Genomic DNA, 24,454 nt, shown 5'->3' with positions numbered 1-24,454 from the left:
GGCCGGTCGGTACGGATGGCCGGGAGGTCTATCGTCAAGCTGTCATGATCCTGCTGCATCAGCGCGCGCGACAAGTCGCTTCGAAGTCGGGATAACGCCTGTGATGATGATGGTTTCCGGTATCGCTCCGCTCATGAAACGATTTTCGTACCGATCGGTCAACCGGGTCGTCGCCGCCGCGCTGCTGCTCGCGCCGATCGCGGCGACCGCGCAGGGCGCGCCCCGGCTCGACCCCAAGGCGCCGCTCATTCTGATCGGCCATCGCGGCGCGAGCGGCTATCGCCCCGAACATACGCTCGCCTCCTACGAACTGGCGATCGAACAGGGCGCGGATTTCATCGAGCCAGATCTGGTGCTGACCAAGGATAATGTGTTCGTCGCGCGCCACGAGAACGACATCACCGGCACCACCGATGTCGCCACGCACCCGGAGTTCGCCAGTCGCAAGACCACCAAGGTGATCGACGGTGAGACGCACACCGGCTGGTTCACCGAGGACTTCACGCTGGCCGAGCTGAAGACGCTGCGCGCGAAAGAGCGGCTGCCGGCGCTGCGGCCCGACAATGCCAGATATGACGGGCAGTTCCAGGTGCCCACGCTCGACGAGGTCATCGCACTCGCCAAGCGGCGCACCAAAGAGTTGCACCGCACGATCGGCATTTACCCCGAAACCAAGCACCCGAGCTATTTCGCCTCGATCGGGCTGCCGATGGACGACAGACTGGTCGCGCAACTGAAGAAGGCCGGGTGGAGCAAGCCGACCGACCCGGTGTTCATCCAGTCGTTCGAGGTCGACAACCTCAAGCACATCCACACGCTGACCGGCATTCGCCTGATCCAGCTGATGGCGGACACCAGCGGCCCCGCCGACAAGGCCGCGCCGAGCTATGCCGAGATGGCGACGCCGGCCGGGCTCAGGCAGATCGCGACCTATGCCTATGGCATCGGGCCGGGGCTCGACATGATCCAGCACGGCGACACTCCGCCCTCGACGCTAGTGGCGGATGCGCATGCGGCGGGGCTGCGGCTTCACCCCTGGACCTTCCGCGCCGAGAACGTCTTCCTGATCCCGAGCTTCAGGGCCGGCACCGTTCCGGCCGCGCATGGCCGTCTTTCCGACGAAATTCAGCACTATATCAAGCTGGGTATCGACGGCTTCTTCACCGACTTTCCCGATATCGGGGCGGCGGCACGCAAGGCGGCCATGCGGGAGTGATGTTTGGTGATGCGTAAAGTGTTCGTGTGTGCGTGCGTGCTTCCCCTCCTCGCCGGCGGCTGCGTCAGCACGGTCGCGCACGTCGTGACCGCGCCGGTGCGTGTCACCTCCAAGGCGGTCGACTGGACGACGACCAGCCAGTCCGAGGCGGACCGCAACTACGGCCGCAAGATGCGCAAGCAGGAGGCCAAAGAGGGTCGCGAGCGGCGCAAGGAAGCGGCGGAGTGCCGCCGCCAGCACGGGGATAATTGCTGAACGCGCGGATTACCCGATCCGTTCGTCCCGAGTAGCTGCCGAGTGGGGCCGCAGGCCCATATCGAGGCGGCGTATCGAGGGACATGCTCCGAGCGCGACTGTGCTTCGTTACGGGCTCCCGATACGGCTGCGCCTACACGATCGCTACTCGGCACGAACGGTATGGCGGCGGTCCCACAACCGCAGCGCCACGATCAGCCCCGGCAGCACCAGCAGCCACACCATCCGCCCGGTATAGCGATATTGCGGATCGGCGACCGCACCGCCAAAGAACGCGTTTGTCAGGAACGCCGCGCCACCGAGCAGCAGCCAGATCGTGAGCAACCGCGCGCTGTCGGGGTCGCGGCGGGCGAGGCGGGGCAGGCCGATCGCCACCGCCGCCAGCGACCCCAGCACCGCCACGTAGAGCAGCGCGTTCATCGCCGCGACCGGCCAGGCGTTGCGCCCGCTTGGGCTCGCCTCCAGTTGCGCGCGCACCGGGTCGGGCAGCGCCGCCCAGCAATCGGGCTCGCTGCGCGGACAGCCGGTGTTGAGCCCGTCGTAATCGATCCACGCGAGCTGGCGCAGCGTGTTGAACGCCATCATCTTCCCCTCGCCGACCGGATCGTAGCGCAGCACCGCCAGCGCGAAGGCGATGTCCTCGTTGCCCATCCGCTGGCGCTCCGCCGGCGGGGCGAGCAGATACGCGCCCGTGCCCGGCTCGGGCGAGAACAGCCATGCGCCGTTGCCCGGCGGCAGCACGATCGGCACGTGGCAGATCGCGAACCGCCCGCCCTCGCACCCGCTGGCGATGAAGCGCTTCCCCGGCCCATCGAGATAGAAGCGCGCGGTCAGCAGCGGCAGCAGTTGCGGCGCACGCCCGAACGCGGCCCGCGCAGCGAGCGCGGTCGCCTGCACCGACAGCAGCCCGATCGCCACTGCCGCCACGCCCGCGATCCACGCGCGCGGCGGCACGCCGAGCCGGGGCATGCGCCAGCGGACCGCCACGATCACCACCAGCATAGCCGCGAACATGGTGATGTGGGTGAGGTGGAAGCTCGCCGACACCAGCGTGAGCGCGACGAGGAAGCCGGTCTCCAGCCGCGTCAGCCGCCCCGGCGTCGCGAGCAGCACCAGCGCGAGCACGCCGAACCCCGCGAACGGATCGGCGAGCAGCATCGCGTTGAAGGTCGGCAGGCTCGTCATCCCCGCCAGCACGGCGACGGCGATCGCGACGTTGCGCACGCACAGCAGGTGGAAGCGGTGCAGCGACAGCCGGATCAGCAGATAGGCGATCACGGCGTTCATCACCACGAACGGCCAGAAATCACCGAGCACATAGCTCAGCCACAACACCGCGCCGAGATAGGGCGAGCGCCCCGCCATGATCGTGCCGCTGGTGAGATCGTTGGCGCTCGGCCGGGCGGGCGCGGCGGTGGCGGGCTTGGCGGGTTCGACCGCATCGCGGTAGCGGTCAGTCCACACGGTCGCGATGCGGTGCCTGGAGGCGATGAACGCGGCCGAATCGGCGATGCGGATGTAGTTGGTGCTGTCCGGGAAGAAGAACGGCTGGCCGTTGACCAGCCCGGTCCACATCAGCGCCGCCACGCAGACGATATGCAGCAGCGCCGCTTCCAATTTGGTGCGCAACCCGGTCCCCCTCGGTTTGGTCCGGCGTCGGTATCACGCGCGGCGGCGCGAGGCGAGCGGGGCCGACACCGGCATCCATATCCGTTCGTGCCGAGTAGAGACCGAGTAGGGCCGCAGGCCCGTATCGAGGACTCGTATCGAAGCACGTGAAGTGCGCGGGGCGGTGCCTCGATACGGGCCCTCGTTACGCCTTCGGCTACTCGGTCCCTACTCGGCACGAACGGGGGAGAGCCAACGGCCAGCGCCCCTATTTCCCCGCCAGGATCCCCGCCACCGCCATCATCACCTCGGCGCGCCATTGCACGCCGACGTGGCTGCTGCGTACCTCGATCGCGCGCATCTCGGGCGCGTGGCAGATCTCGCCCGCGACCAGACCGTCGGTGCGGCTCCAGATCGCGGTTTCGGGGACGGGCAGCGGCAGCGCGGCGAGTGCCGCCTGCGCGACGACATGATCGTCGTCGAGCTTGTCGCCGGTGAAGAACTCGAACGATCGCCACACGTTGGTCGCGCGCGCCGAGCCGGCATAAGGCGCGCTGATCGTGATGACCTCGCGCACCAGATCGGGGGCGCGGTGCGCGGCGATGCGCGCCATGATGCCGCCAAGGCTGACGCCGATCAGCGTGACCGGCGCGCCCGTCTCGCGGTGGAGCGCGGCGATCCGCTCCATCAGCACCTCGCCCTCGCGCCCGATCGCCCGCGTGCCGAGGTTGCGCCCCAGCCCCCAGCCTTCGACGCGGTAGCCGAGCCGGCGCAGGAAGCGCACCAGCAATGCGTTCGAGCGATCGGTGTTGATGAGGCCGGGCAGGATCATCACCGGCCGCCCGTCGCCCTTCGGCGCGGTCTTCAGCCAGGTGCGCGCGGTGAGCAGTTCGGCCAGCCCCCACATCCCGCGCGGCAGCTCGGCCGCCCAGAGGAATTTGGAAGGGGGCGCCATCACCGTCATGTCTTGAACCATCCCATCACCGTCACCGCGAACGGCGTCCACGCGCCGATGCGGACACCTGCATATCTCAACGCATCGCCGGTCCATGCGTTGCAGGTGTGGACCGCGCTGTAATGCCCGCGCGCCGCGTAGAAGGCGTCGTTTGCGAAATAGCCGGTGCGGTGCCAGCCGCGCCCCGCGAAACGCGCGCGGATGAACGCGGCGAGGCGGCGATATTCCTCCGGCCGCAGCGTGATGATGCGCGTGTCAGCGCTCGCGACGGGCACGGGCAGGTGATCGACGTGCATCAGCGTGCGATCGCTGCCGATCGCGGCGGCGGCGACGGTCGATGGCTTCACGTCCGCCCAGGTCGGGGTTTCGAGGTAGAAGGCACGCTCGCCCCAGCCGATCTCGACCATCGGATAGCCGGCATAGCGCGGATCGGCGAGATCCCCGGGCCGGATCAGGTCGCGCCAGTCGACCCCGGCGGCGACCAGCGGCACGATCAGCCCGGTATGCACGCCGTTGCTGTCGACCGCGATGCGCACGCCTTGCGCGGGCTCGCGCCAGCCGGTGTTGGTCGGAATCGCGCCGCCGATCAGCCCCGCCGTCGCGTAGCCGCCGACCAGCGCTATCAGCGCGAACAGAAAATTTTGTATCAAATGTGACCAGAATCGCACTGCACTTCTTTCCCGTCGTCCGCCGCGCATGGTATGTCGCTCGCATGATCGACGATACCGCCCTGATGCCCGCCCCGCCCGAAGGCGCCGCCGCCGACTGGACGGTGCCGCAACGCTGGGAGCATTATACGCCCGAGGAGCATGCGGTGTGGGACACGTTGTTCGCGCGGCAGGCCAAGCTGCTGCCGGGCCGCGCTTCCGACGCGTATCTGCGCGGGCTCGACGTGCTCAAGCTCTCCAAGCCGGGCATCCCCGATTTCGAGGAACTGTCCGAGCGGCTGATGAAGCTGACCGGGTGGCAGGTGGTGGCGGTGCCGGGGCTGGTGCCGGACGACGTGTTCTTCGACCATATGGCCAACCGCCGCTTCGTCGCCGGCAATTTCATCCGCCGCGCCGACCAGCTCGACTATCTTCAGGAGCCGGACGTCTTCCACGACGTGTTCGGCCATGTGCCGATGCTCGCCGATCCGGTGTTCGCCGATTATCTGGTGGCGTACGGGCAGGGTGGGCAGCGTGCGGGTGGGCTCGATGCGCTCAGATATCTCGCGCGGCTGTACTGGTACACGGTCGAGTTCGGGCTGATCGCCGAGCCGGAAGGCTTGCGCATCTACGGTGCGGGGATCGTGTCGAGCTTCTCCGAAAGCCGCTTCGCGCTGGAGGACGACAGCCCCAACCGGATCGCGTTCGATCTCGAACGGGTGATGCGCACCGCGTACCGGATCGACGATTTTCAGCAGGGCTATTTCGTCATCCCCAGCTTCGACGCGCTGTTGCGCGCCACCACCGAAACCGACTTCGCGCCCCTGTACGCCGCGATCCGCGAACAGCCCGACCTCGCGCCGGCGCAGATCGCGCCGGGCGACACGGTGCTGACGCATGGCACGCAAGCCTATGCGCGCGGCAAGGCATCGGCGGCGTGAGGTGACGGCGCGGCCGGAGCGGACGCTCCAGCCGCCGCGCGATCAGCGGCGCCAACGCCGGCCGTAATAGCCGTGCCCGCCGTAATACCCGCGGCCGTAGCCACCACGATAGCCATAGTGGCTGTAATAGGGGCGATAGGTCCGGTAGTACCAGCTATGGTACGGATAGGGCCGGTAGGTCCAGATCCCGCCGACGAACACCCACGGACGATACCAGCCTGGTGCGGCATAGTCGTAATCGGGCTCGGCATAGGCGTAGGCCGGCGCATCGCGGCGCACCACGAAGCCGGGCGGGCAGCCCGGGCTGGTCTGATTGTTCGAGCTGTTGCCGATCGCCGCCCCGCCGACCGCACCGACCGCCGCGCCCGCAAACGTCCCCGCGCCGCGATCGTGCCGCCCCGCCAGACCGTTGCCGAGCAGCGCGCCCAGCACCCCGCCGATCACCGCGCCGGCGGCGGTGTTGTCACGCGACTTCACGCAATTGTCGCGCGCCCAAAGCTCGGCGTTGCTGGCATATTGCGTGTCGCGCTGGTCGACCGGGCCGGGCTGGTAGCCGGGCGGCGGCGGGGGCGGACGCGTGCCGTCATAGCCGGGCGGGGGCGGCAGATCGGATTGCGGGGCGCTCGCGTAATCTTGCGGCGCACGGTCGTCATAGGCCTGCGGGGCGCGGTCGTCATACGCCTGGGGCGCGCGATCGTCATATTGCGACTGCGGCGGCGGAGCGTTGCGGTCACGCGCGTAATCGGGCGCGGGCGCATAGGATTGTGGCGGCGCGTCGCTGGTGCTGCCGGTATATTGCGCGGAAGCCGCGGTCGTCGCGACCGGGCCGATCGCCAGCGCCACGGTGCTGACGGCGAGAAGTAAACGGGACGTTTTGAAAGCCATGTCAACAGATCCGTCGATTGTGCCTGCGGGCCTGATGCCGGTTCGCAGGTGAACGGAAGCTGATCGCACCGGTTCCATCGCGCGATCGCGACGTCCAGCCGGCCTTTCGCAGGCACCCGGGCGGCGCTGACCGGCGCAAGTCATGCGAACGATGATACTTTACGCGTCTGCGCCGGGGCCAGTCGATGCACAGTAAGCGCGTAATGGGTATGCCGTCGCGGCAAGTGCAACATACTTTATGAAATCTCCACCGAAACTCTGATATGAAGAGGCGCCAGCCGAGGCGGAGGTAACTCCATTTATGGTGGTGGGGCCGAGTCGGGGTGGGTTATCGCCCCGGCCCGGTCTTCACCACCGCGGATCATTGCCCAGGATCCGCGCCCGATCAGCCCCCGCACCGCTGCTGCCAACCGCGCCGGCGCGGCTGCTGCCGACAGATGGGTGAGTCGACGGCGAACGACGGCAGGAGCGCCCGAGTCACGCTGTCGGATCGGCCTGACATGCACGTTGCGCTCGATGCCGGCTGTGCCGTTTGCGCCACCGCCCGACGCAGCTTCAATATTTTCCTGTCAAGCATCTTAATTGAGTTGACAATATTGCTGCGCCGCAAAAGAAGTGCGTGTCAGGAAAACGATTTGCTGGTGGGGATGGAATGGCGGGTTCGGCGGGGCCAGTTCGTCCCACCAAATTCGCGCGCTGGGGAACGCACCGGCAGATCGATAACAAGGGGGTTGTTGCTCGATGAATGTGGAAATGGCGGCGTGGTTCGTCCCGCTGGTGGCATTGTTGGTGGCGGGTCTCGCGGCCGGCTTCACGGCGGGAATTTTCGGTGTCGGCGGCGGCTTCATCGTCGTGCCCGCGCTTGTGTATCTGCTGCCGCTGCTCGGCGGCGACAAGGCGCAATACGCCCATGTCGCGATCGGCACCTCGGCGGCGACGATCATCATCACCTCGATTCGCTCGTTCCGCTCGCACTCGAAACGCGGCGCGGTCGACATGGAGGTGCTGAAGACCTGGGCGCCATGGCTCGTGCTAGGCGATGCGGCGGGGGTCGTGCTTGCCGATCATGTCGATGGCCACGTCCTGCTGCTGATCTTCGCGATCGGCGTGCTGCTGATGTCGATCAACTTCCTCGTGCCCAAGCTCAGCAACTACGTCGTCTCGGACACGATGCCCGGTCTCGCGCCGCGCGTGGCGATCGCCGGGGGGCTGGGCACCTTCTCCTCGTTGCTCGGCATCGGCGGCGGCAGCATCGCGATCATGGTGATGACGCTGTGCGGCCGCTCAATCCACAAGGCGATCGCCACCGCGGCCGGCATCGGCGTGCTGATCGCGATCCCGACCGCGATCGGCTTCATGATTACCGGCTTCGGCGAGAAAGGCCTGCCGTGGGGGTCGCTCGGCTATGTCAACATGCCGGCGGTGATCGCGATCTCGTCCATGTCGATCCTGACCGCACCTTACGGCGTCGCGGTCGCGCACAATCTCCCGGCCGCGCCGCTCAAGAAAGTGTTCGGCCTGTACCTGATCGTCATTTCGCTGACGATGTTCATGAAAGCGCTGCACCTCCGCTGATCGCACCGGATCACAGCCATTATCAGAGGAAGAGACTCATGTCGGATACGGTTATCGCCAAGGAAGAGGTACAGGACGATCTGCTCGGCCGAGGTTTCGCGCGGCGCGATCTTGCACGCATCGCTGCGCTGTTCGGCGCGGGCGCGGCGGTGGCGACGCTCGGCCGCCCCGCCTTCGCCTCGGGCGGCATCCCCGATCCCGCGCCGAGCGCGAAGGTGCGGATCGGCGCCAACGAATGCTGGACCGGGCCGTTCATGCCGGGCCAAAAGGCTGCCGCCGCGATCATCGCCAGCGGCAACCGCTATGCCCCGCATGACGAGCGCGGCGACTTCATCAAGGCGGTGATGGCGGTCGAGAACGTGCCCTACGACCATGTCGCGCCATGGCCGGGTTCGAGCGATCCGCTGTGCCGCTCGGTCGTCACCTTCTGTTCGCCGACGCGCGGGCTCGTCACCGCCGATCCGACCTTCGAACTGGCCGGGCGCACCGCCGCCTGGCTCAAGGTGCCGGTAAAGGCGGTGCCGCTCACCAAGGACTATACCCACGACGTCAAGGCGATGCTGGCGGCCGATCCCAACGCCGGGCTGTATTACATCTGCACGCCCAACAACCCCACCGGCACGATCACCCCGCTCGCAGATATCGAGTGGTTGCTCGCCAACAAGCCGGCCGATGCGATGGTGCTGATCGACGAAGCCTATACGCACTTCGCCGGCGTGCCGACCGCCTCGTACCTCGCCGCCAAGCGCAGCGACGTGATCGTGATGCGCACCTTCTCGAAGATCTTCGGGATGGCGGGGATGCGGATGGGGTTCATCATGACCAACCCCGACAATCTGGCGAAGATGATGCGCTACGACGGCGGCATGCAATCGGGTGCGCTGCCGCTCCCCTCGCTGGCCTGCGCGACCGCGAGCCTCACCGCCGCGCCGCTGATCGCGCAGCGCCGCGCGGAGATGCAGAGCGCGCGCGGGCTGACGCTCGATCACCTCAAGAAGTACAAGGGCCTGGAGGTCAAGCCGACCAACGCGAACATGTTCATGATCGACTGGAAGACCAGGCAGGCCCGCGACGTGCAGGCGGCGTTCCGCAAGGAGAGCATCGAGATCGGGCGTTCCTGGCCGATCTGGCCGACCGTCAGCCGCATCACCGTGGGGTCGGCCGCAGAGATGAAGGACTTCTGCACCGCGCTCGACAAGATCATGGCGTAAGGTGCGCGGGGGGCGGGTGCCGCACATGCGGCATCCGCCTCAGGCGTCGTCGGGAACGTCGAAAGACCCCGATGGCAAGGTGAAGCGGAAGGTCGCGCCGCCGGCCGAGCGGTTCTCGGCGGAGAGCGTGCCGCCGTGCGCCTCGACGATGCGGCGGCAGATCGACAGGCCCAGTCCCATGCCCGCGTTGCCCTTGGTCGAGGCGAGCGGGGTGAACAGCTTCTCCAGCACGCGCGGGCTGATGCCGGCACCGGTATCGCTCACGCTGATCTCGATCATATCGTCCGGCACGCCACGCACCGCGATCAGGACGGTGCGGCGGTGCTTTGGCTGATCCTGCAACGCTTCGACCGCGTTGCGCAGCAGATTGACCAGCACCTGCTGGATCTGAACGCGATCGGCGAACATGAACTGGCTCGATTGTTCGAATGCATAGCGCACGTCGACATCCGCGCGCGCGGCGCCGACCAGCACCAGCGATACCGAGTCGCGGATGGTCTTCTCGATCGGCTCGATGCCGATCTCGACGTCGCGCTTGACGATGAATTCGCGGATGTTGCGGATGATGCTGCCCGCGCGCTGGATCTGCGCATTGGCCAGCGCGACCAGTTCCGCCACCTTGTCGCGATCGCCGCCACGCTCGACCAGCATCACCGTGGCGGCGAGGAAGTTGGCGGTCGCCGACAGCGGCTGGTTCAACTCGTGCGCGAGGCTCGCCGCCATCTCGCCCATCGCGGAAACCCGGCTGATCTGCGCAAGTTCATCGCGCAGGTCGCGCGCGGTCGCCTCGGCCGCATCGCGTTCGCTGAGATCGCGCACGAAGGCGGTAAACAGCCGCTCGCCCGCGACGATCGCCTCACCGACGCTTAGCTCAACCGGGAACTTGCGGCCACTGCAATGGCGCGCCGAAACTTCGTGGTGAACGCTCGCGTCGAACAACTCGCTGCCGCGCCGGCGCTGCTCGATATAGGTTTCGAGATGGGTGCGCGCGCTGTCGGGGATCAGCAGCGCCGCGTCGCGGCCGATATAGTCGCTGGCGAGCACGCCGAACAGCCGTTCCGCCGCCGGGCTGAGATGGCGGAGTGTGCCGCCGTCGTCGATCACCAGCATCGCGATCGGGATCGCCTCGAAGATCGACCGCAACTGCGCGTCGCGGTCGTCCAGCGCCGCCTGCTGTTCGACGCGTTCGGTCACGTCGAGGTTGACGCCTGCGGTCTTCACCAACGCGCCTTCCGCGTCGTAGAAGAGCCGTGCGAACCCCTCGATCGTCCGCACCCGGCCATCGTCGCCGTGCAGGCGATAGACGAAACTGAACTGGTCGCGCTTGTGTTCGGCCGCCTCGGCGATCGCCGCCTGCGTCGAGGCGACGTCCTCGGGGAAGACACGCTTGCTCCAGCTGTCGAAGTCGGTGACGGAACCGGGCGTGAGGCCGAGCCGGGCCTCGTCGCCATGCGACCATGTCAGCTTGCCGGTCGCCACGTCCCATTCGAACAGCCCGAGCGTGCAGGCTTCGATCGCGAATGCGAGTTGGGCTTCGCTGTCCCTCAGGGGCCGTTCAGGCGCAACGCTGGCACGCATGTCTCGCATTCGCCCCGAGAGTAGGCGATTTATCCATGTCGTTTCAATAGTATTCGCAAATACTCTCGCGTCCTTCCAACGGCCATGTCGCAAACGCAGCATTTCACGGCGCGCGGGCACGCATAAACGTGGTTAGCCTATGCACAGGACGTTCGCACTTGCGTAATAATGCGGAGATTGCCGCGGATCGCGATCTGATGTTAGCGGCACCGCCACCGCGATAACTTCAAGATTGCGTTAACAGAGGTTAGCCAAACCTTGGTTGCGACTTGTTGAACTGCCCCGCGAACGCGCTTAGACCAGTGATTCGGGAGTGAAGGAAGTGGCGCATGGTCTTTCAAACTGCAAGGTCGATGCACGGGCATGGTGTACCGGCCGCAGCTTTATTGGCCGCACCGGCCCGGCCAAGGAAAGCGCAGCGCGCGGCACCCTCGCCAGCGCACCGCGATACCGTATTGATAAGCCTGTGAAAACATCCTTATATCGGGATGCGAACTAGGGGAGGTTTGTGGTGGCGAGCCGGAATATCTATATAGTCGACGACGATGACGTCGTGCGTGCATCGTTGCACAGTCTTCTGTCGATTGCCTCCAATACGGTGATACACAGCTTCAGGACTGGCGACGCCTTTCTCTCCGCGAGAGAAGATCTGTCACCCGGCTGCCTTCTGCTCGACGTTCACATGCCCGGCGTCAGCGGCATGGACGTCCTCAAGGAGATCGAGGGATCGGGCCGCTTCGCCACGATCATCCTGACTGGGCGCGGCGACATCCAGCTTGCGATCACCGCGATGAAGGCGGGCGTGGTCGACTTCATCGAAAAGCCCTATGAGTTCGAGGCGCTCAACGCCGCGATCGATCTCGCCTTCTCGCGGCTCGAGAAGGACGGGCGCGTGCAGGCGCGGATCGACCAGGCGCGCGCGCTGATCGCGCTGCTGTCGCCGCGCGAGAAGGACGTGCTGTCGGGGCTGATCGAGGGGCGGTCGAACAAGATGATCGCGATCGATCTCGACATCAGCCCGCGTACGGTGGAGATCTACCGCGCCAATCTGATGGACAAGCTGAAGGTCGGCAGCCTGTCCGAAGCGCTGCGGCTCGCCTTCACCGCCGGGCTCATCACCAGCGACTGACCGCGCTTACAGCAGCGCCACCAGCCGCGCGGTTTCGTAGGGGTCGGGCAGATAGGGCAGGTCTATCGCGGTCGGATCTATCGTGCTGCCGGCCGCGCCGAGGATCAGCACGCGGCCATGCCAGCCGTGATCCTCGATGATTTCGCGCCACTGGCTGGTGTCGGCGGGCAGCAATGTCTCGGCGATGGCGATCGTCGCGGTGGCGCGCAGCCCGTCGCCGATCGCCGGGGACTTGAAGTCGGCAGACGAGACGATCGTCTCGCCACGCTGCGCAAGCCGCGCCACGATGCGTGTGCGCATCCGGGCATCGGGCGATGCGATGACGATGGCGCGCCCCGACAAGGAGGAGACGTGTGTCACACTGGCTTCTTTCGCTGGGTCGGGAGTGTACCAAAGCACCGGATCACGGCACCCGCGGAAGAATACCTAGCGTCCCCTTCCGTTCCGCGGCCGGCTGGCGCGGGAAGGCGCGCAGCCGGGGCGGTCGGGAAGAAAAATCCGAGGAAACAACGAGGGCGACGAGTCAAGCGTGGATGGCTCCATTATGGTCCTTCCTCTACCACGTTCCGCGCCGCCCGTCTGTTCCGTAGCAACGCGCTCCGGGACATTCTCGTTAACGAGGCGTAGCCGACTCGGGCGGTCAGCCCTGCGCCGCCTGCGCGCTTTCGGATGCGGCAAGCCCCTCCATCACCGAACGGTTGACGTCGATCAGCGCGTCGATCGAGTCGCGTCCGCCGATCACCGCGCTGGTATGCCGATCGACCCACAATGCGATCGAGATGATCTGCCCGCGCAAGGCGACGGGAAGCGCGTTGCCCGGCGCCGCGCAGGCGTTGGAGAACGCAGACCAGACCTCGCGATTGTGATGCAGGCAACCGATCAGCGCGGCGCCGCTCTTGCCGGCGGCGGCGGCGGAGATCATCTCGCCTGTCACCTGCCCCATCAGGCGGTGTTCGGTGGCACGCGGCGTTTCGACGATGCGGCGCGCATTCTGATAGGCGTTGACCGACATAGATTGGTGGACTCCTGCTGGGCGCGGATGCGGGCAGGGCTCGGCCCGACGCATCCGATCGCGACTCCTCCCATCATAGCAGGATCGGCGCTTTTCCGGGCGAAACGCGACTTTCTTTCGTGCGGCTCCGGGAGGGCGGCAAAGTTTTCCTATAATCGACCAAGAAGCATTTCTCGGGTGGTTAAGGGGCGATCATGCTCAACGGTGTCGGGTTCCTCATCATTCTGGGCTGCGTGTTCGGCAGTTATCTGCTGGGCGGCGGCAAGCTCGGCGTCATCATGGAGGCGCTGCCGCACGAGCTGATGGCGATCGGCGGCGCGGCGCTGGGCGCGTTCATCGTCGCCAATTCGATGGGCACGGTGAAGCTCGCCGGCAAAGGCCTGATGCGCTCGTTCAAGGGCAGCCGGTGGAAGGACACCGACTATCGCGACCTGCTGACCTTGCTGTTCCAGGTGCTCACCACCTTCAAGAAGGGTGGCGCCACCGCGATCGAGCCGCATCTCGACAACCCGCATGAAAGCAGCCTGTTCAGCCGCTTCCCGCGCCTGCTCGGCGACCATCACCTCATCGAGTTCATCTGCGATTACCTGCGCATGATGACGGTCAATTTCGAAGACCCGAACCAGATGACCGAGGCGATGGAGAACGACATCGACCGCCATCACCACGAGGAGCTGGAGCCGCAGCACGCGCTCCAGTCGATGGCGGACGGTCTGCCCGCGATCGGCATCGTCGCCGCCGTGCTCGGCGTCATCAAGACGATGGGCTCGATCGACCAGCCGGTCGAGGTGCTCGGCGGCATGATCGGCGGCGCTTTGTGCGGCACCTTCCTCGGCGTGCTGCTGTCCTACTGCGTGATCGGCCCGCTCGCCGCCAAATTGCTCCAGGTGATCGAGGGCGACAGCAAGGTCTATATGATCTCGAAGACCGCGATCATCGGCTACGCGCAAGGCCTGCCGACGCAGGTCGCGGTCGAGATCGCGCGACGCATGACGCCGTCGTCGAGCGCGCCGACCTTCCAGCAACTCGAAGCCGCGCTTGATGAAGCCAAGGGTGATCTCAATGCTCAGCCAGCCTGATCTCGATCTCGATCTCGACCTGCGCCTGCCGGTGCACTGCCTGACGGTGGATGCCGAGGATCTGCGCACGCGGCTGGTGATCGCCGCCGACCGCAGGGAGGGCATCGTCGTGGACGCGCAGGACACGCAGACGATCGGCCAGGCAGTGCTGCAACTGCTCGTCGCGGCGCGTGCCGAGGCGGAGGCGACCGGGCAGGCGTTCGCGCTGCGCCATCTCGATCCGGCACTTGCCGCACGGCTGCGCGGGCTGGGCTTTGCCGACGCGCTCGGGCTCGAAGAGGATATCGACCTGTGACCAAGACCATTCTGACCGTGGACGACAGTGCGAGCATGCGCATGCTGCTCAAGGTAACGCTGACCGCGCAAGGGTTCCACATCGAAACCGCCAACGACGGCGAACATGGGCTGGAGCGGATCCGCGAGGTCGCGCCCGATCTGCTCATCACCGACATCAACATGCCCAAGCTGGACGGCTTCGGGCTGATCGAAGCGGTGCGCGACATTCCCTCCTTCCGGGGCACGCCGATCCTAGTGCTGTCGACCGAATTTTCCGACGACAAGAAGGCGCGCGCACGCGCGGTGGGCGCGACCGGCTGGATCACCAAGCCGTTCGATGCGGCCAAGCTCGGAGCGGCGATCCGTCGCGTGTGCCCGTGAGCGACGGTTTCGACGATATCCAGGCGATCTTCTTCGAAGAATGCGCCGAGGGCCTCGCCTGCGCCGAACAGGGGCTCACCGCGATGGCGGCGGGCACCGTATCGGCGGAGGTGGTGGCGAGCGTGTTCCGCGCGGTCCACTCGATCAAGGGCGGATCGGGCGCGTTCGGGCACAGCGCGCTGCTCGGCTTCTCGCACGGGTTCGAGAATCTGCTCGACGCGGTGCGCGCGGGCCGTGTCGCCGCGAGCCCGCCGGTGGTGCAGATGATGCTGGGCGCGCTCGACGTGCTGGCCGATCATGTCGCGGCGGCGCAGGGCAAGGCGGCGCTTCCCGACGATGCCGCCACCCGCGCCGCGCTGGAGGCGGTGCTGGCGGGTGAGGCGGTGCCCGCACCGGTCGCGGTCGCGCTGCCGGCGGCCGACGATTTCGGCTTCGTGCCGGTCAGCGTCGACCTGGACATGTTCGACGATTTCGCGGCACCTGCCGCTGCCGAGGCCGGCTGGACGGTGCGGTTCGCGCCCTCGCGCGCGGCGCTGGCGAACGGCGGCGAGCCGCTGCTGCTGGTGCGCGAGCTGGAACAGCTCGGCGGCACCGCGCGCGTGAGCGGGCTCGAAACCCTGCCCGGGCTGCGCGACATTCAGCCGGAGGAGGCGTATCTCGGCTGGCGGATCACGCTGCCGGGCGATGTGGCCGAGGCGGATATCGCCGACTGTTTCGATTTCCTGCCGCCCGACGCGCTGGTCGAGATCACGCGCGCAGCCGTGGCGGACCCGGCGCCTGCGCCCGCGCCCGAACCCGAGCCCGCAGCCGAGTGCGACCATTGTCCGCCGATGCCGCCCGAGGTGCCCGCCACGCCGCCGCCCGTCTCCGCCGACACGCACGCGCAGACGATCCGCATCGACGTCGCCAAGCTCGACATGCTGCTCAACCTGGTCGGCGAACTGGTGATCCGCAACTCGATCCTCGCCGATCGGCTCGCGCCGGTCGATCAGCAGCGCGTCGAACTGCCGCAGCTCAGCCGGCTGACGCGCGAGATCCAGGACAATGTCATGTCGCTGCGCGCGCAGCCGCTGCGCCAGTCCTTCTCGCGCGTGCCGCGTATGCTGCGCGACCTGTGCGCGGAGACGAACAAGCGCGTCGCGCTCGAGATCAGCGGCGAAAGCACCGAGGTCGACAAGAGCGTGATCGAGAAGATCGGCGATCCGCTGACGCACATGATCCGCAACGCGGTCGACCACGGCATCGAGCCGTGCGCCGAGCGTATCGCCGCCGGCAAGCCTGCCGAGGGTAAGCTGTGGCTCTCCGCCGAGCAGCGCGGCGCGCGCATCTTCATCCGCGTGCGCGACGACGGGCGCGGCATCGACCGTGCGCGCGTGCTCGCCAAGGCGATCGAGAAGGGGCTGGTCGCCCCCGACGCTTCCCTAAGCGACGAGGAGATCGACCAGTTGATCTGCGCGCCGGGCTTCTCGACGGCGGAGGCGGTGTCGAACATCTCCGGGCGCGGCGTGGGCATGGACGTGGTGCGCAGCAACGTCGAGGCGCTGGGCGGGCGGATCGAGATCGAATCGCATCCCGGCACCGGCACGACGTTCACGATGATCCTGCCGCTCACGCTCGCCATTCTCGACGGGATGATTATCCGTCTCGACGGCCAGCGCTACGTGCTGCCGCTGGCGAGCGTGGTCGAATCGGTCCGGCCCGAGCCGGGGCAGGTGCGCCGCGTAACGCCCGGCGCCGAGGTGATCGAGCTGCGCGGCGATTTCGTGCCGGTCAAGCGGCTCGACCATCTGTTCGCGCTGCACCGCGCGGCGACGCCGCTTCCGGAGGATTCGATCGTCATCATGGTCGACAGCGACGCCGCCGGCCGCGTCGGTCTGATGGTCGACACGATCGAGGAGCGGCGCGAGGTCGTCATCAAGAGCCTCGACCAGCATCTCTACCCCATCCGTGGCCTCGGCGGCGCGACCATCCTCGGCGACGGCGGCATCGCGCTCATCATGGACGTGGATGCGCTGGTGTCATCCACGCACGCCGCATCGGCGAAATATTCGGCAAAAGGACTGGCAGCATGAACGCGCGCGACGGCCAAGGCGAACAGAAGATCGTGACCTTCACGCTGGGCGGGCAGACGTTCGGCATCCCCATGACCGCATTGGTCGAAATCCGCGAGTGGGAGGATCCGACGCCGCTGCCCGGCGTGCCCGCGTACATCAAGGGCGTCACCAACCTGCGCGGCAACGTCGTGCCCGTGGTCGGCCTCGCCGAGCGGCTGGGCTGGACGCCGAGCGCGATCCACGCGCGCTCGTGCATCCTGGTGTGCAACATTGCCGGCAAGCACGCGGGCTTCCTGGTCGACGAGGTCAACGACATCGTCGCCATCGCCGACGGTGCGATCCAGCCGCCGCCTACGGTGGATACCGCCGAACAGGGCATGATCCTCGGCCTGGTCGCGATCGCCGCGCGCGGCGGCGAGGGCGGCGAGCGCAAGCCAGCGATGGTCTCGCTGCTCGATCTCGATGCGCTCCGTCTCGCGCGGCCGGTGGATGTCGCCGCGTGAGCTTCGTCGCACCAATAGCGTCTGCGGGTGGCGAGACGTGGAGTCTCGCCGCCGAGCTGACGCCGACCGACTTCGCGAAGGTCGCCGCGATCCTGCGCACGGACGCGCGCATCCACCTTGCCGAGAGCAAGGCGACGCTCGTCCATTCGCGGCTGAGCCGGCGGCTGCGCGCGCACGGCCTGGCGCGCTTCTCCGACTATCTCGCGATGGTCGAGCGTGAGCCGGCCGAGCGTGCCGCGCTGGTCGAGGCGCTGACCACCAACCACACGCACTTCTTCCGTGAACAGCATCATTTCGAGCATCTCGAAAGCGCGGCGCTGCCGCTGCTGCGTGAGAAGGCAGGGCGCGAGCCGGTACGGATCTGGTCGGCGGGCTGCTCGAGCGGCGAGGAGGTCTATACGATCGCAATGTGTCTGGCGGGGCGCGACCCGGCCTGGACGCAGGGCGGCCGGCTGCTGCTGCTCGCGACCGATCTGTCGCCGAGCGTGGTCGCCGCGACCGTCGCCGCGCGCTATCCCGCCAGTGCCGTCAAGGCGATCCCGGCCGCGCATCGCACCCGCTGGACCCGCGCTGCGGGCGATGCGGTGGAGATCGTGCCCGAGTTGCGCGATCTGGTGACGGCGCGCCCGCTCAACCTGTTCGATCCCTGGCCGATGCGCCGCCGCTTCGACGCGATCTTCTGCCGCAACGTGATGATCTATTTCGACAAGGACGCGAAGATCGAGCTGGAGACGCGACTGATCGACCAGCTGCTGCCCGGCGGGTTCCTCTACATCGGCCACAGCGAGCGGCTGACCAGCCCGGCGCGCGACCGGATGGAGCCGTGCGGGCAGACGATCTACCGCAAGCACGAGGACGCGCGCGCATGACGCCGGTCCGTGTCCTCATCGTCGACGACAGTGCCGCGATGCGCGGGGTGCTGCGCACCGTGTTGTCGATCGACCCTGAGATCGAAGTCGTCGGCGGTGCGCCCGAGCCGCATGCCGCGCGCGAGATGATCAAGGCGCTCGACCCCGACGTGCTGACGCTCGACGTCGAGATGCCCGGCATGGACGGTCTGTCGTTCCTCGAACGGCTGATGCGGCTGCGGCCGATGCCGGTGGTGATGTGCTCGACCCTCACCGCGCGCGGCGCCGAGGTGAGCATCGAGGCGCTGCGGCTCGGCGCGGTCGATTGCATCGCCAAGCCGGTCGGCGCCCCGAGCGAGCTGGTGCGCGACGGGCAGATGCTGCGTGATACGGTCAAGGCCGCCGCGCGGGCGCGGGTGCGTGGCCCCAGCGCGGTCAAGCCGGTTGCCGCCGCCAATCTGCGCGACGATTGCGTGATCGCGATCGGCGCGTCGACCGGGGGTGTGGAGGCGCTGTTCGCGGTACTCTCAGCATTGCCGGCCGATTGCCCGCCGGTGCTGATCGTCCAGCATATGCCGGCCGCCTTCACCGGTGGCTTCGCCGCGCGGCTCGACCGGCTGTGCCCGATGCACGTGGTCGAGGCGACGCACGGCATGGCGATCGCGTCCGGCACCGCGTACGTCGCGCCGGGTGGGCGCCACATGGAACTGGCGAACGGCCGCATCCGGTTGAGCGACGCACCGCCCGTGTCGGGGCATCGCCCCTCGGTCGATCATCTGTTCCAGTCGGTCGCCGCGATCGGTGCGCGCGCGACCGGCGTGATCCTGACCGGCATGGGCGCGGATGGTGCGGCGGGCCTGCGCGCGATGCGCGACGCGGGCGCCCGCACGCTCGGCCAGAACGAGGCGAGCTGCATCGTTTACGGCATGCCGCGCGCAGCGCGGGCGGCGGGGGCCGTGGAACACGAACATCATTTGAACGCGTTGCCGGGGGCGATCCTGTCCGCCTGCCAGCGCGTCGAGCGGGAGCGTTAAGATGCCGGCTGCATCGGCAATCAAGGTGATGGTGGTGGACGACCAGACCAGCATGCGCGCGATGATCCGCCGCACGCTTCAGGATCTCGGTTTCCGCGACGTGCGCGACAGCGCCAGCGCGGTCGAGGCGCTGCCCGCGGTGCGCGAGGAGCGCGTGCACCTCATCATCTCCGACTACAACATGCCCGACATGGACGGGCTCGCCTTTCTCGAGGCGGTGCGCGGCGATCCGGTGATCGGCAAGACGGTGTTCATCATGCTCACCGGCTCGGCCGAGCGTTCGGTCGTGCAGAAGGCGGCGGAGCTTGGCGTCAACAACTATGTCGTCAAACCGTTCGCGCCGGCCGCGCTGAAGGAGAAGATCGAGCGCGTCTTCGGGGCATTGAGCTGAGCCCATGCGCCGTATCGCGATCGTTCAGGGCGAGCATGCCGTCGTCGCCGAACCGGGTGTCGTCATCACGACATTGCTCGGATCGTGCGTGGCGGTGTGCCTGCACGATGCGGAGGCGCGGGTGGGGGGCATGAACCATTTCCTGCTCGGCACGCCGGCTGCGGACCAGGTGGTGCGCCGCGAGGAGATGTCGCGCTACGGCGTGCACGCGATGGAATTGCTCATCAACGCGATGATGGCGCGGGGTGCTGCCCGGCGTAACCTGCGCGCACGGATCTTCGGCGGCGCGAACATCATCGCCGGCCTGGGCAGGATCGGCAGCGACAATGCCGCCTTCGCCGCGCGCTTCATGCAACTCGAAAGCATTCCGACCGGCGCGAGCGACGTCGGCGGCACCGCCCCGCGCCGTGTCGAGTTCCGGCCGTGGGACGGCATGGTCCGGTCGATCCGCGCCGAGGACGTAGCCCCGCCCGCTCCCTTGCCGCCCCCGCCGCTCGGCGGCGACATCGAACTGTTCTGAGGACGACATGCCCACACCCCTTCACCGGCAACGGCTGATGCTCGCCATGGCGAGCGAACTCAGCGAGGTGCGCACCCTGCTCGAACGGCTCGCCGAGGAGCTGGTCTGCGATGCCGGCATGATCGACAAGCATCTGGAGAAGCTCCAGCAGTTCGACATCCTGTCGCAGCATGTCGACGAATGCGGGCGGCTGCTCGGTCGGCTGGCGGGCGGCATGACGACATTCGAGGCGCTCGGCGGGATCGGCCTCGGCGCGCTCCAGGCGCGTCTCTCCACCGCGATCGAGGAGCGCTGACATGGCCACGCGAAGCAACGACCTGCGTCCCATCGTCATCCGGCGCGTCAAGAAAGTCTCGGGCGGCGGCCATCACGGCGGCGCGTGGAAGGTCGCCTATGCCGATTTCGTGACGGCGATGATGGCATTCTTCATGCTGCTGTGGCTGATCTCCAACCCGGACAAGGAGAAGCTGAAGGGGCTGGCCGAATATTTCTCGCCCGCGCCGCCCAACGCGCCGATGGCGCAGGGTCAGACCAGCGGTGCCAGCGCGACGCAGAATTCGGGCGGACACACGCAGGCGATGAAAGGCGACGGCAGCACGGCGGCGGGCGTACCCGCGATCCAGGCGGCGGCGGCCGGCGTCGCGCGCGGCGGCAGCGCCGACATGCCCGATGCGTCGATGCGCGTGGCGGCGCAGGACCTCAAGGTCGCGCTCGATACGGTGGCGGGCTCGACCAGCGACGGCGGCAAGACCGTCGACGTCGAGCAGACCCGCGACGGCTTCCGCATCAACCTGATTGACAACGACAAGCACAGCATGTTCGACGGCGGCACCGCGACGCTGAACGCCTATGGGCGCGGTTTGCTGGCGCGGGTCGCGTCGAAGATCGCGACGTCGCGCGTGCAGGTCGCGGTCGAGGGGCATACCGACAGCGCGGGCGGCAGCGGCGACGCCAACTGGCGGCTGTCGAGCGAGCGCGCGCTCGCCGCACGTCAGGCGCTGGTCGCGAGCGGGCTGTCGGCGGACCGGATGGGCGAGGTGGTGGCGTTCGCCGATACGCGCCCGCTCTACCCCGATCAGCCCAAGCGCGCGGAGAACCGCCGCATCACCATCGTGCTGCTTGCCGATGCATCGGCGATGCCGCGCGACCTGAGCTTCAACTACTGAGGGCCTTATGAAGAAACTCCTCATTCCCCTCGTCATGGTAGTAGGCGGCATCGGCTTCGGCGCGGGCGGCGGCTATGCGGCGATGCTGCTGCTGGGGCCGCAGTCGGCGCACCCGAAGGCGGCGGCGCCGGTCGCGACCGCGTTCGTCTCCGCCGGCAAGATCCTCGCGCCGATCGTGGCGAGCGACGGCAAGCTGTCGGGCTACGCCAATTTCGACGTGTCGCTGGAGGTGCCGGAGGACAAGAGCGCCGAAGTGACCGAGAAGCTGCCGCTGTTCCTCGATGCGGTCAACATGCGCACGTACCGGTCGCCGATGGCGAGCGGGCCGCAGGGGCTGCTGCCCGATCTCAAGCTGTTCGAGCGCGTGCTGATGGACGCGGCGGGCGAGGCGCTGGCGAAGGACGGAGTCAAGCGCGCGATCGTGACGGCGGCCGCGCCGGCGTGATCCGAGGCACGGCTTCTGCGAGCGCGCGGTTTAGCTGCGCTGGTTGAACGTCCGTACGTGGTGGTTAGCTGCCGTTCGACTCTTCTTCCAGCACTTCGCACGCGTCAGAATCGAAGACGAACCGCTGCTTTCCGTCAAGAAGCTTAGGCGTGCTGCTTCTCCACCAATCGGCAGCGGCAGGCTGTGTCACGGCAAGAATGTCAACGGCGACCTGAGCGTTGACGGTGAAGCCGGTCACGCGGATCGCGGTTCCCGTAAGCATCTTCACAAGTTGAAGAAGTGCACTGGAAGGCGCAGAAAGAACGCCGAACCCGTTAAAGTTTTTAGCCGATTTCTGAGCGGTTCGTAACGTCACACCAATCCAAGCGTCTCTCACCCACTCTGGAGCTTCACCGATCGGACGGTGGATAATCTTGATGAGCATATCTACAGCCTGACGCCCTGATCGAGCGTCCGCAAGTGGGCGCTTTCCGTCCGGCTGCTTCTCTTGCCGAAGCCTGGCCTCTGCGTGGCGCGTAGCGATGTTCAGCCGAACAGCCCCGGTCGCTTCACGCGCAGCGCGAGCAGCAATGTCACCAGCTTGGCGTCGGGCAGGGCGCCCTGCTCGTAGCGCGCCCATAGTTCGGTGAGCGGCAGCTCGTGAACGGTGATGTTCTCATGCTCGTGCGTCAAGCCGCCGCCCGTACCGATCCGGTCGGCATCGGCATATTCGGCGAGGTAGTGATCGAGCCGCTCGGTAGCGATCGCGGGGATCGTCCAGAACTGGCCGATATGCTCCAGCGCGCCGAGCCGGACGCCGCCTTCCTCCATCGCCTCGCGGCGCGTGCATTCCTCCGGATCGTCGCTGTCGAGCTTGCCGGCGATCGCTTCGAGCAGATCGGCGTGCCCCAGCAATGTCACCGCCGCGCGGGGCATCGAGACGAGCAGCGCCATGCCGGTGGCAGGGTTGTAGGGCAGCACCGCCACCGCGCGCCCGACCTCGACGACGTGGCGCTCGAACGTGGCGCCATCGGGCGCGCGCAGCCGCACCATGATGAGGTTGAGCCAGCCCTGATAGATGGTGCGGATGGAGTCGATCGCAAACATGGGCGTGGGCTATGGCAGCCGACCGAAGCGGACGCCACCCGTCCGTCATGCCAGCGAACGCTGGCATCTCTGCGTCGGGCGCGGAACCGGTGCCTGTGGCGCTCCAGCGGCGGGAGATCCCGGCTTTCGCTGGGGTGACGGTTGGCGGGGCGGCAGGCGGGGCGCGTCAGCCGGCGTGGAAGCTCTTGACGAGCGAACCCGCCACCAGCGCCCAGCCGTCGACCAGCACGAAGAAAATGATCTTCATCGGCAGCGATATGCTCGGTGGCGGCAGCATCATCATGCCCATCGCCATCAGCACGGCGGAAACCGCGAGGTCGATCACCAGGAACGGCACCAGCAGCAGGAAACCGATCTCGAACGCGCGGCGCAGTTCGGAGATCATGAAGGCGGGGATCAGCGTCGGCAGCGGCGTGGCGGCGCGCGGGGTGGGCGGCTGGTTCGACAGATCGACGAACAGCTTCAAATCCTCGTTGCGGACTTGCCCAAGCATGAAGGTGCGCAGCGGCGCGGCGGTCTTGTCGAACGCCACCGCCTCGGTGATCTTGCCCTCGGTATAAGGCTTCACGCCCTCGGTGTAGGCCTTGTTGAAGGTCGGGGCCATCACGAAGAACGACAGGAACAGCGCCAGGCTGATGATGACGGGGTTGGGCGGCACGCCCTGCGCGCCAAGCCCCGTGCGCAGCAGCGACAGCGCGACGACGATGCGGGTGAACGACGTCACCGTCATCAGGATGCCGGGCGCGAGGCTCAGCACCGTCATCAGCAGCACGAGCTGGACGATACGCCCGGTCATGTTGCCCTCGCCGCCGAGGTTGATGGTCGGCCCGTGCGCCGCCGCCTGCGTCGCGGCGCTCGCCACGGACGGCATCGTGACGAGCGCGAGTGCGATCACGGCACCGAGCAGGGCACGTTTACGCATGGTGGGCGATCACCGGCTGGCGCAGCATCTCCGCCTCGTCCGACACGCGCGTCCACAGCCGCTCGATCGCCTGCGCCATCAGCGCGGCATAGGGCGGCACGTTGCCGTCGGCGGCCTCGGCGGCGAGGCTCTGGCGTTCGAGCACGACATGGCCCTCGGGGCTCATCAGCACGAGATGCTCCTGGCCGTCCTGCCGCAGCAGCACGAGCGAGCGCTTGGGGTCGATCGACAGCCGCTCGACGATCTCGAGCCGGCGCATCGGTGTCGCGCCGCCGCCGATCCGGCCCGGCAACTTCACGTCGAAGCGCTTGACCACCCACAGCGCTCCGGCGAGCAGCCCCAGCACGACGCCCAGCGAGGCGAGCATGCGCATGACGGAAAACAGGTCCATGGTCTTAGCGCCCCGTACGAATGACTTCGGTGATTTCGAGCGACATCACGTCGCCTTCGACGAGGATCTGCCCGTGCGCGACCGGCTGATCGTTGACGAGCACCACGGTGGGGTCGTCCTGACGCGCGTCGAGCGGGATCATCGCGCCGCGGCTCATCTTGAGGATCTGCCGGATCGGCATGCTGGTCGAGCCGAGCATCACCGCGAGTTCAACCTGGATATCGTTCAGTCCGGCCACATGCCGCTCCTTAACCGTTCCATAAGGTTATAGGAAAAATCTGGAGTCGATCGGCCGGGGTGGGAAAATTTTGCCTATAAGACCAGTGTGAGCGGCGACAGGCCGCAC

The 24,454-nt window shown here is 67.3% G+C and carries 30 protein-coding genes; 18 read left to right on the top strand and 12 right to left on the bottom strand.

Annotated elements, in window-relative coordinates; all coding sequences use genetic code 11:
• Positions 1-133 precede the first annotated feature (133 nt).
• Both AC3ANX_RS18630 and AC3ANX_RS18625 read left to right on the top strand, forming a co-directional pair.
• Entirely contained in the window at positions 134-1,216 is a 1,083-nt protein-coding gene (locus AC3ANX_RS18630; protein WP_488334715.1) for a glycerophosphodiester phosphodiesterase, read from the top strand.
• Between the two features lie 9 nt (positions 1,217-1,225).
• On the top strand, positions 1,226-1,471 hold the full coding sequence (locus AC3ANX_RS18625) for a hypothetical protein (protein ID WP_488334714.1): 246 nt from the start codon (positions 1,226-1,228) through the stop codon (positions 1,469-1,471).
• Positions 1,472-1,615: 144 nt separating this feature from the next.
• Here the strand turns inward: AC3ANX_RS18625 and AC3ANX_RS18620 are convergent, their stop codons facing one another.
• The 3 genes from AC3ANX_RS18620 to AC3ANX_RS18610 form a co-directional block, all read right to left on the bottom strand.
• Positions 1,616-3,100 carry a hypothetical protein gene (locus AC3ANX_RS18620; protein WP_488334713.1) on the bottom strand — a complete coding sequence of 495 codons (1,485 nt, stop codon included), beginning with the start codon at positions 3,098-3,100 and terminating at the stop codon, positions 1,616-1,618.
• 247 nt (positions 3,101-3,347) lie between these two features.
• Positions 3,348-4,043 carry an esterase/lipase family protein gene (locus AC3ANX_RS18615; protein WP_488334712.1) on the bottom strand — a complete coding sequence of 232 codons (696 nt, stop codon included), beginning with the start codon at positions 4,041-4,043 and terminating at the stop codon, positions 3,348-3,350.
• Positions 4,040-4,684, bottom strand: coding sequence for a TIGR02117 family protein (locus tag AC3ANX_RS18610; RefSeq protein ID WP_488334711.1), 645 nt, complete (start codon positions 4,682-4,684; stop codon positions 4,040-4,042). Before AC3ANX_RS18610 ends, AC3ANX_RS18615 begins: the two co-directional genes overlap by 4 nt.
• Positions 4,685-4,746: 62 nt before the next feature.
• Between AC3ANX_RS18610 and phhA the strand changes: the two genes are divergently transcribed.
• Entirely contained in the window at positions 4,747-5,622 is an 876-nt protein-coding gene (phhA, locus tag AC3ANX_RS18605; protein WP_488336996.1) for a phenylalanine 4-monooxygenase, read from the top strand.
• Positions 5,623-5,664: 42 nt separating this feature from the next.
• Here phhA and AC3ANX_RS18600 read toward each other — a convergent pair whose 3' ends face one another.
• Entirely contained in the window at positions 5,665-6,507 is an 843-nt protein-coding gene (locus AC3ANX_RS18600) for a YMGG-like glycine zipper-containing protein (RefSeq protein WP_488334710.1), read from the bottom strand.
• A 741-nt stretch (positions 6,508-7,248) separates the two neighbouring features.
• Here AC3ANX_RS18600 and AC3ANX_RS18595 point away from each other — a divergent pair.
• Together AC3ANX_RS18595 and AC3ANX_RS18590 are read left to right on the top strand one after the other, a co-directional pair.
• The gene (locus AC3ANX_RS18595) at positions 7,249-8,082 is read left to right on the top strand and encodes a sulfite exporter TauE/SafE family protein (protein ID WP_488334709.1); all 834 of its coding nucleotides are present in this window, start codon (positions 7,249-7,251) and stop codon (positions 8,080-8,082) included.
• A gap of 38 nt (positions 8,083-8,120) precedes the next feature.
• A complete protein-coding gene (locus AC3ANX_RS18590) occupies positions 8,121-9,293 on the top strand; it encodes a pyridoxal phosphate-dependent aminotransferase (protein WP_488334708.1) in 1,173 nt (390 codons plus the stop codon).
• A gap of 39 nt (positions 9,294-9,332) precedes the next feature.
• Here AC3ANX_RS18590 and AC3ANX_RS18585 read toward each other — a convergent pair whose 3' ends face one another.
• A complete protein-coding gene (locus AC3ANX_RS18585) occupies positions 9,333-10,871 on the bottom strand; it encodes a PAS domain-containing sensor histidine kinase (RefSeq protein ID WP_488334707.1) in 1,539 nt (512 codons plus the stop codon).
• Positions 10,872-11,379: 508 nt separating this feature from the next.
• On the opposite strand from AC3ANX_RS18585, the gene AC3ANX_RS18580 reads away from it, so the two are divergent.
• Positions 11,380-12,000 (top strand): response regulator transcription factor, encoded by a 621-nt coding sequence (locus AC3ANX_RS18580; RefSeq protein ID WP_488334706.1) that lies wholly within the window; start codon positions 11,380-11,382, stop codon positions 11,998-12,000.
• Positions 12,001-12,006: 6 nt separating this feature from the next.
• Here AC3ANX_RS18580 and AC3ANX_RS18575 read toward each other — a convergent pair whose 3' ends face one another.
• Complete coding sequence (locus AC3ANX_RS18575) at positions 12,007-12,360, bottom strand: hypothetical protein (protein ID WP_488334705.1); 354 nt, start codon at positions 12,358-12,360, stop codon at positions 12,007-12,009.
• A gap of 280 nt (positions 12,361-12,640) precedes the next feature.
• On the bottom strand, positions 12,641-13,012 hold the full coding sequence (flaF, locus tag AC3ANX_RS18570) for a flagellar biosynthesis regulator FlaF (protein WP_488334704.1): 372 nt from the start codon (positions 13,010-13,012) through the stop codon (positions 12,641-12,643).
• Between the two features lie 194 nt (positions 13,013-13,206).
• Here flaF and motA point away from each other — a divergent pair, with 194 nt between their 5' ends.
• The 12 genes from motA to AC3ANX_RS18510 are packed head-to-tail and all read left to right on the top strand — an operon-like array spanning position 13,207 to position 21,709.
• Positions 13,207-14,091, top strand: coding sequence for a flagellar motor stator protein MotA (motA, locus tag AC3ANX_RS18565; RefSeq protein WP_488334703.1), 885 nt, complete (start codon positions 13,207-13,209; stop codon positions 14,089-14,091).
• Complete coding sequence (locus tag AC3ANX_RS18560; RefSeq protein ID WP_488334702.1) at positions 14,075-14,386, top strand: STAS domain-containing protein; 312 nt, start codon at positions 14,075-14,077, stop codon at positions 14,384-14,386. The genes motA and AC3ANX_RS18560 overlap by 17 nt, the downstream gene beginning before the upstream one ends.
• The gene (locus AC3ANX_RS18555; protein ID WP_488334701.1) at positions 14,383-14,748 is read left to right on the top strand and encodes a response regulator; all 366 of its coding nucleotides are present in this window, start codon (positions 14,383-14,385) and stop codon (positions 14,746-14,748) included. Before AC3ANX_RS18560 ends, AC3ANX_RS18555 begins: the two co-directional genes overlap by 4 nt.
• Entirely contained in the window at positions 14,745-16,820 is a 2,076-nt protein-coding gene (locus tag AC3ANX_RS18550; protein ID WP_488334700.1) for a chemotaxis protein CheA, read from the top strand. Before AC3ANX_RS18555 ends, AC3ANX_RS18550 begins: the two co-directional genes overlap by 4 nt.
• The gene (locus AC3ANX_RS18545; protein WP_488334699.1) at positions 16,817-17,305 is read left to right on the top strand and encodes a chemotaxis protein CheW; all 489 of its coding nucleotides are present in this window, start codon (positions 16,817-16,819) and stop codon (positions 17,303-17,305) included. Before AC3ANX_RS18550 ends, AC3ANX_RS18545 begins: the two co-directional genes overlap by 4 nt.
• Positions 17,302-18,174 carry a CheR family methyltransferase gene (locus AC3ANX_RS18540; protein WP_488334698.1) on the top strand — a complete coding sequence of 291 codons (873 nt, stop codon included), beginning with the start codon at positions 17,302-17,304 and terminating at the stop codon, positions 18,172-18,174. Before AC3ANX_RS18545 ends, AC3ANX_RS18540 begins: the two co-directional genes overlap by 4 nt.
• Complete coding sequence (locus AC3ANX_RS18535; RefSeq protein WP_488334697.1) at positions 18,171-19,187, top strand: protein-glutamate methylesterase/protein-glutamine glutaminase; 1,017 nt, start codon at positions 18,171-18,173, stop codon at positions 19,185-19,187. Before AC3ANX_RS18540 ends, AC3ANX_RS18535 begins: the two co-directional genes overlap by 4 nt.
• 1 nt (position 19,188) lies before the next feature.
• Positions 19,189-19,578, top strand: coding sequence for a response regulator (locus AC3ANX_RS18530; RefSeq protein WP_488334696.1), 390 nt, complete (start codon positions 19,189-19,191; stop codon positions 19,576-19,578).
• A gap of 4 nt (positions 19,579-19,582) precedes the next feature.
• Positions 19,583-20,098, top strand: a complete 516-nt coding sequence (locus tag AC3ANX_RS18525) for a chemotaxis protein CheD (RefSeq protein WP_488334695.1) — start codon at positions 19,583-19,585, stop codon at positions 20,096-20,098.
• Between the two features lie 7 nt (positions 20,099-20,105).
• Positions 20,106-20,393 carry a hypothetical protein gene (locus AC3ANX_RS18520; protein ID WP_488334694.1) on the top strand — a complete coding sequence of 96 codons (288 nt, stop codon included), beginning with the start codon at positions 20,106-20,108 and terminating at the stop codon, positions 20,391-20,393.
• 1 nt (position 20,394) lies between these two features.
• Positions 20,395-21,264 (top strand): flagellar motor protein MotB, encoded by an 870-nt coding sequence (locus AC3ANX_RS18515; RefSeq protein WP_488334693.1) that lies wholly within the window; start codon positions 20,395-20,397, stop codon positions 21,262-21,264.
• A 7-nt stretch (positions 21,265-21,271) separates the two neighbouring features.
• Positions 21,272-21,709, top strand: a complete 438-nt coding sequence (locus tag AC3ANX_RS18510; RefSeq protein ID WP_488334692.1) for a hypothetical protein — start codon at positions 21,272-21,274, stop codon at positions 21,707-21,709.
• A 64-nt stretch (positions 21,710-21,773) separates the two neighbouring features.
• On the opposite strand, the gene AC3ANX_RS18505 is transcribed toward AC3ANX_RS18510, so the two are convergent.
• From AC3ANX_RS18505 to AC3ANX_RS18485, 5 genes are all read right to left on the bottom strand, one after another.
• Positions 21,774-22,133: a hypothetical protein gene (locus AC3ANX_RS18505; RefSeq protein WP_488334691.1), complete on the bottom strand. Its 360-nt coding sequence runs from the start codon at positions 22,131-22,133 to the stop codon at positions 21,774-21,776.
• A gap of 101 nt (positions 22,134-22,234) precedes the next feature.
• Positions 22,235-22,795, bottom strand: a complete 561-nt coding sequence (locus tag AC3ANX_RS18500; RefSeq protein ID WP_488334690.1) for an NUDIX domain-containing protein — start codon at positions 22,793-22,795, stop codon at positions 22,235-22,237.
• A 166-nt stretch (positions 22,796-22,961) separates the two neighbouring features.
• Positions 22,962-23,717: a flagellar type III secretion system pore protein FliP gene (fliP, locus tag AC3ANX_RS18495; RefSeq protein ID WP_488334689.1), complete on the bottom strand. Its 756-nt coding sequence runs from the start codon at positions 23,715-23,717 to the stop codon at positions 22,962-22,964.
• Complete coding sequence (locus AC3ANX_RS18490; protein WP_488334688.1) at positions 23,710-24,108, bottom strand: FliO/MopB family protein; 399 nt, start codon at positions 24,106-24,108, stop codon at positions 23,710-23,712. The genes fliP and AC3ANX_RS18490 overlap by 8 nt, the downstream gene beginning before the upstream one ends.
• A 4-nt stretch (positions 24,109-24,112) precedes the next feature.
• Entirely contained in the window at positions 24,113-24,346 is a 234-nt protein-coding gene (locus AC3ANX_RS18485) for a FliM/FliN family flagellar motor switch protein (RefSeq protein ID WP_488334687.1), read from the bottom strand.
• Positions 24,347-24,454 lie beyond the last annotated feature (108 nt).

It is taken from the genome of Sphingomonas sp. BRN-1R, from assembly GCF_057748035.1.
This window is presented reverse-complemented; position numbering and strand designations above follow the sequence as displayed.

Bases quoted from the DNA above. Each gene is read 5' to 3' on its own strand.
- AC3ANX_RS18630 (WP_488334715.1), top strand. From the start codon at position 134: ATGAAACGATTTTCGTACCGATCGGTCAACCGGGTCGTCGCCGCCGCG.
- AC3ANX_RS18625 (WP_488334714.1), top strand. From the start codon at position 1,226: ATGCGTAAAGTGTTCGTGTGTGCGTGCGTGCTTCCCCTCCTCGCCGGC.
- AC3ANX_RS18615 (WP_488334712.1), bottom strand. From the start codon at position 4,043: ATGACGGTGATGGCGCCCCCTTCCAAATTCCTCTGGGCGGCCGAGCTG.
- phhA (WP_488336996.1), top strand. From the start codon at position 4,747: ATGATCGACGATACCGCCCTGATGCCCGCCCCGCCCGAAGGCGCCGCC.
- AC3ANX_RS18600 (WP_488334710.1), bottom strand. From the start codon at position 6,507: ATGGCTTTCAAAACGTCCCGTTTACTTCTCGCCGTCAGCACCGTGGCG.
- AC3ANX_RS18595 (WP_488334709.1), top strand. From the start codon at position 7,249: ATGAATGTGGAAATGGCGGCGTGGTTCGTCCCGCTGGTGGCATTGTTG.
- AC3ANX_RS18590 (WP_488334708.1), top strand. From the start codon at position 8,121: ATGTCGGATACGGTTATCGCCAAGGAAGAGGTACAGGACGATCTGCTC.
- AC3ANX_RS18585 (WP_488334707.1), bottom strand. From the start codon at position 10,871: ATGCGTGCCAGCGTTGCGCCTGAACGGCCCCTGAGGGACAGCGAAGCC.
- flaF (WP_488334704.1), bottom strand. From the start codon at position 13,012: ATGTCGGTCAACGCCTATCAGAATGCGCGCCGCATCGTCGAAACGCCG.
- motA (WP_488334703.1), top strand. From the start codon at position 13,207: ATGCTCAACGGTGTCGGGTTCCTCATCATTCTGGGCTGCGTGTTCGGC.
- AC3ANX_RS18560 (WP_488334702.1), top strand. From the start codon at position 14,075: ATGCTCAGCCAGCCTGATCTCGATCTCGATCTCGACCTGCGCCTGCCG.
- AC3ANX_RS18545 (WP_488334699.1), top strand. From the start codon at position 16,817: ATGAACGCGCGCGACGGCCAAGGCGAACAGAAGATCGTGACCTTCACG.
- AC3ANX_RS18535 (WP_488334697.1), top strand. From the start codon at position 18,171: ATGACGCCGGTCCGTGTCCTCATCGTCGACGACAGTGCCGCGATGCGC.
- AC3ANX_RS18530 (WP_488334696.1), top strand. From the start codon at position 19,189: ATGCCGGCTGCATCGGCAATCAAGGTGATGGTGGTGGACGACCAGACC.
- AC3ANX_RS18525 (WP_488334695.1), top strand. From the start codon at position 19,583: ATGCGCCGTATCGCGATCGTTCAGGGCGAGCATGCCGTCGTCGCCGAA.
- AC3ANX_RS18520 (WP_488334694.1), top strand. From the start codon at position 20,106: ATGCCCACACCCCTTCACCGGCAACGGCTGATGCTCGCCATGGCGAGC.
- AC3ANX_RS18515 (WP_488334693.1), top strand. From the start codon at position 20,395: ATGGCCACGCGAAGCAACGACCTGCGTCCCATCGTCATCCGGCGCGTC.
- AC3ANX_RS18510 (WP_488334692.1), top strand. From the start codon at position 21,272: ATGAAGAAACTCCTCATTCCCCTCGTCATGGTAGTAGGCGGCATCGGC.
- AC3ANX_RS18505 (WP_488334691.1), bottom strand. From the start codon at position 22,133: ATGCTCATCAAGATTATCCACCGTCCGATCGGTGAAGCTCCAGAGTGG.
- AC3ANX_RS18500 (WP_488334690.1), bottom strand. From the start codon at position 22,795: ATGTTTGCGATCGACTCCATCCGCACCATCTATCAGGGCTGGCTCAAC.
- fliP (WP_488334689.1), bottom strand. From the start codon at position 23,717: ATGCGTAAACGTGCCCTGCTCGGTGCCGTGATCGCACTCGCGCTCGTC.
- AC3ANX_RS18490 (WP_488334688.1), bottom strand. From the start codon at position 24,108: ATGGACCTGTTTTCCGTCATGCGCATGCTCGCCTCGCTGGGCGTCGTG.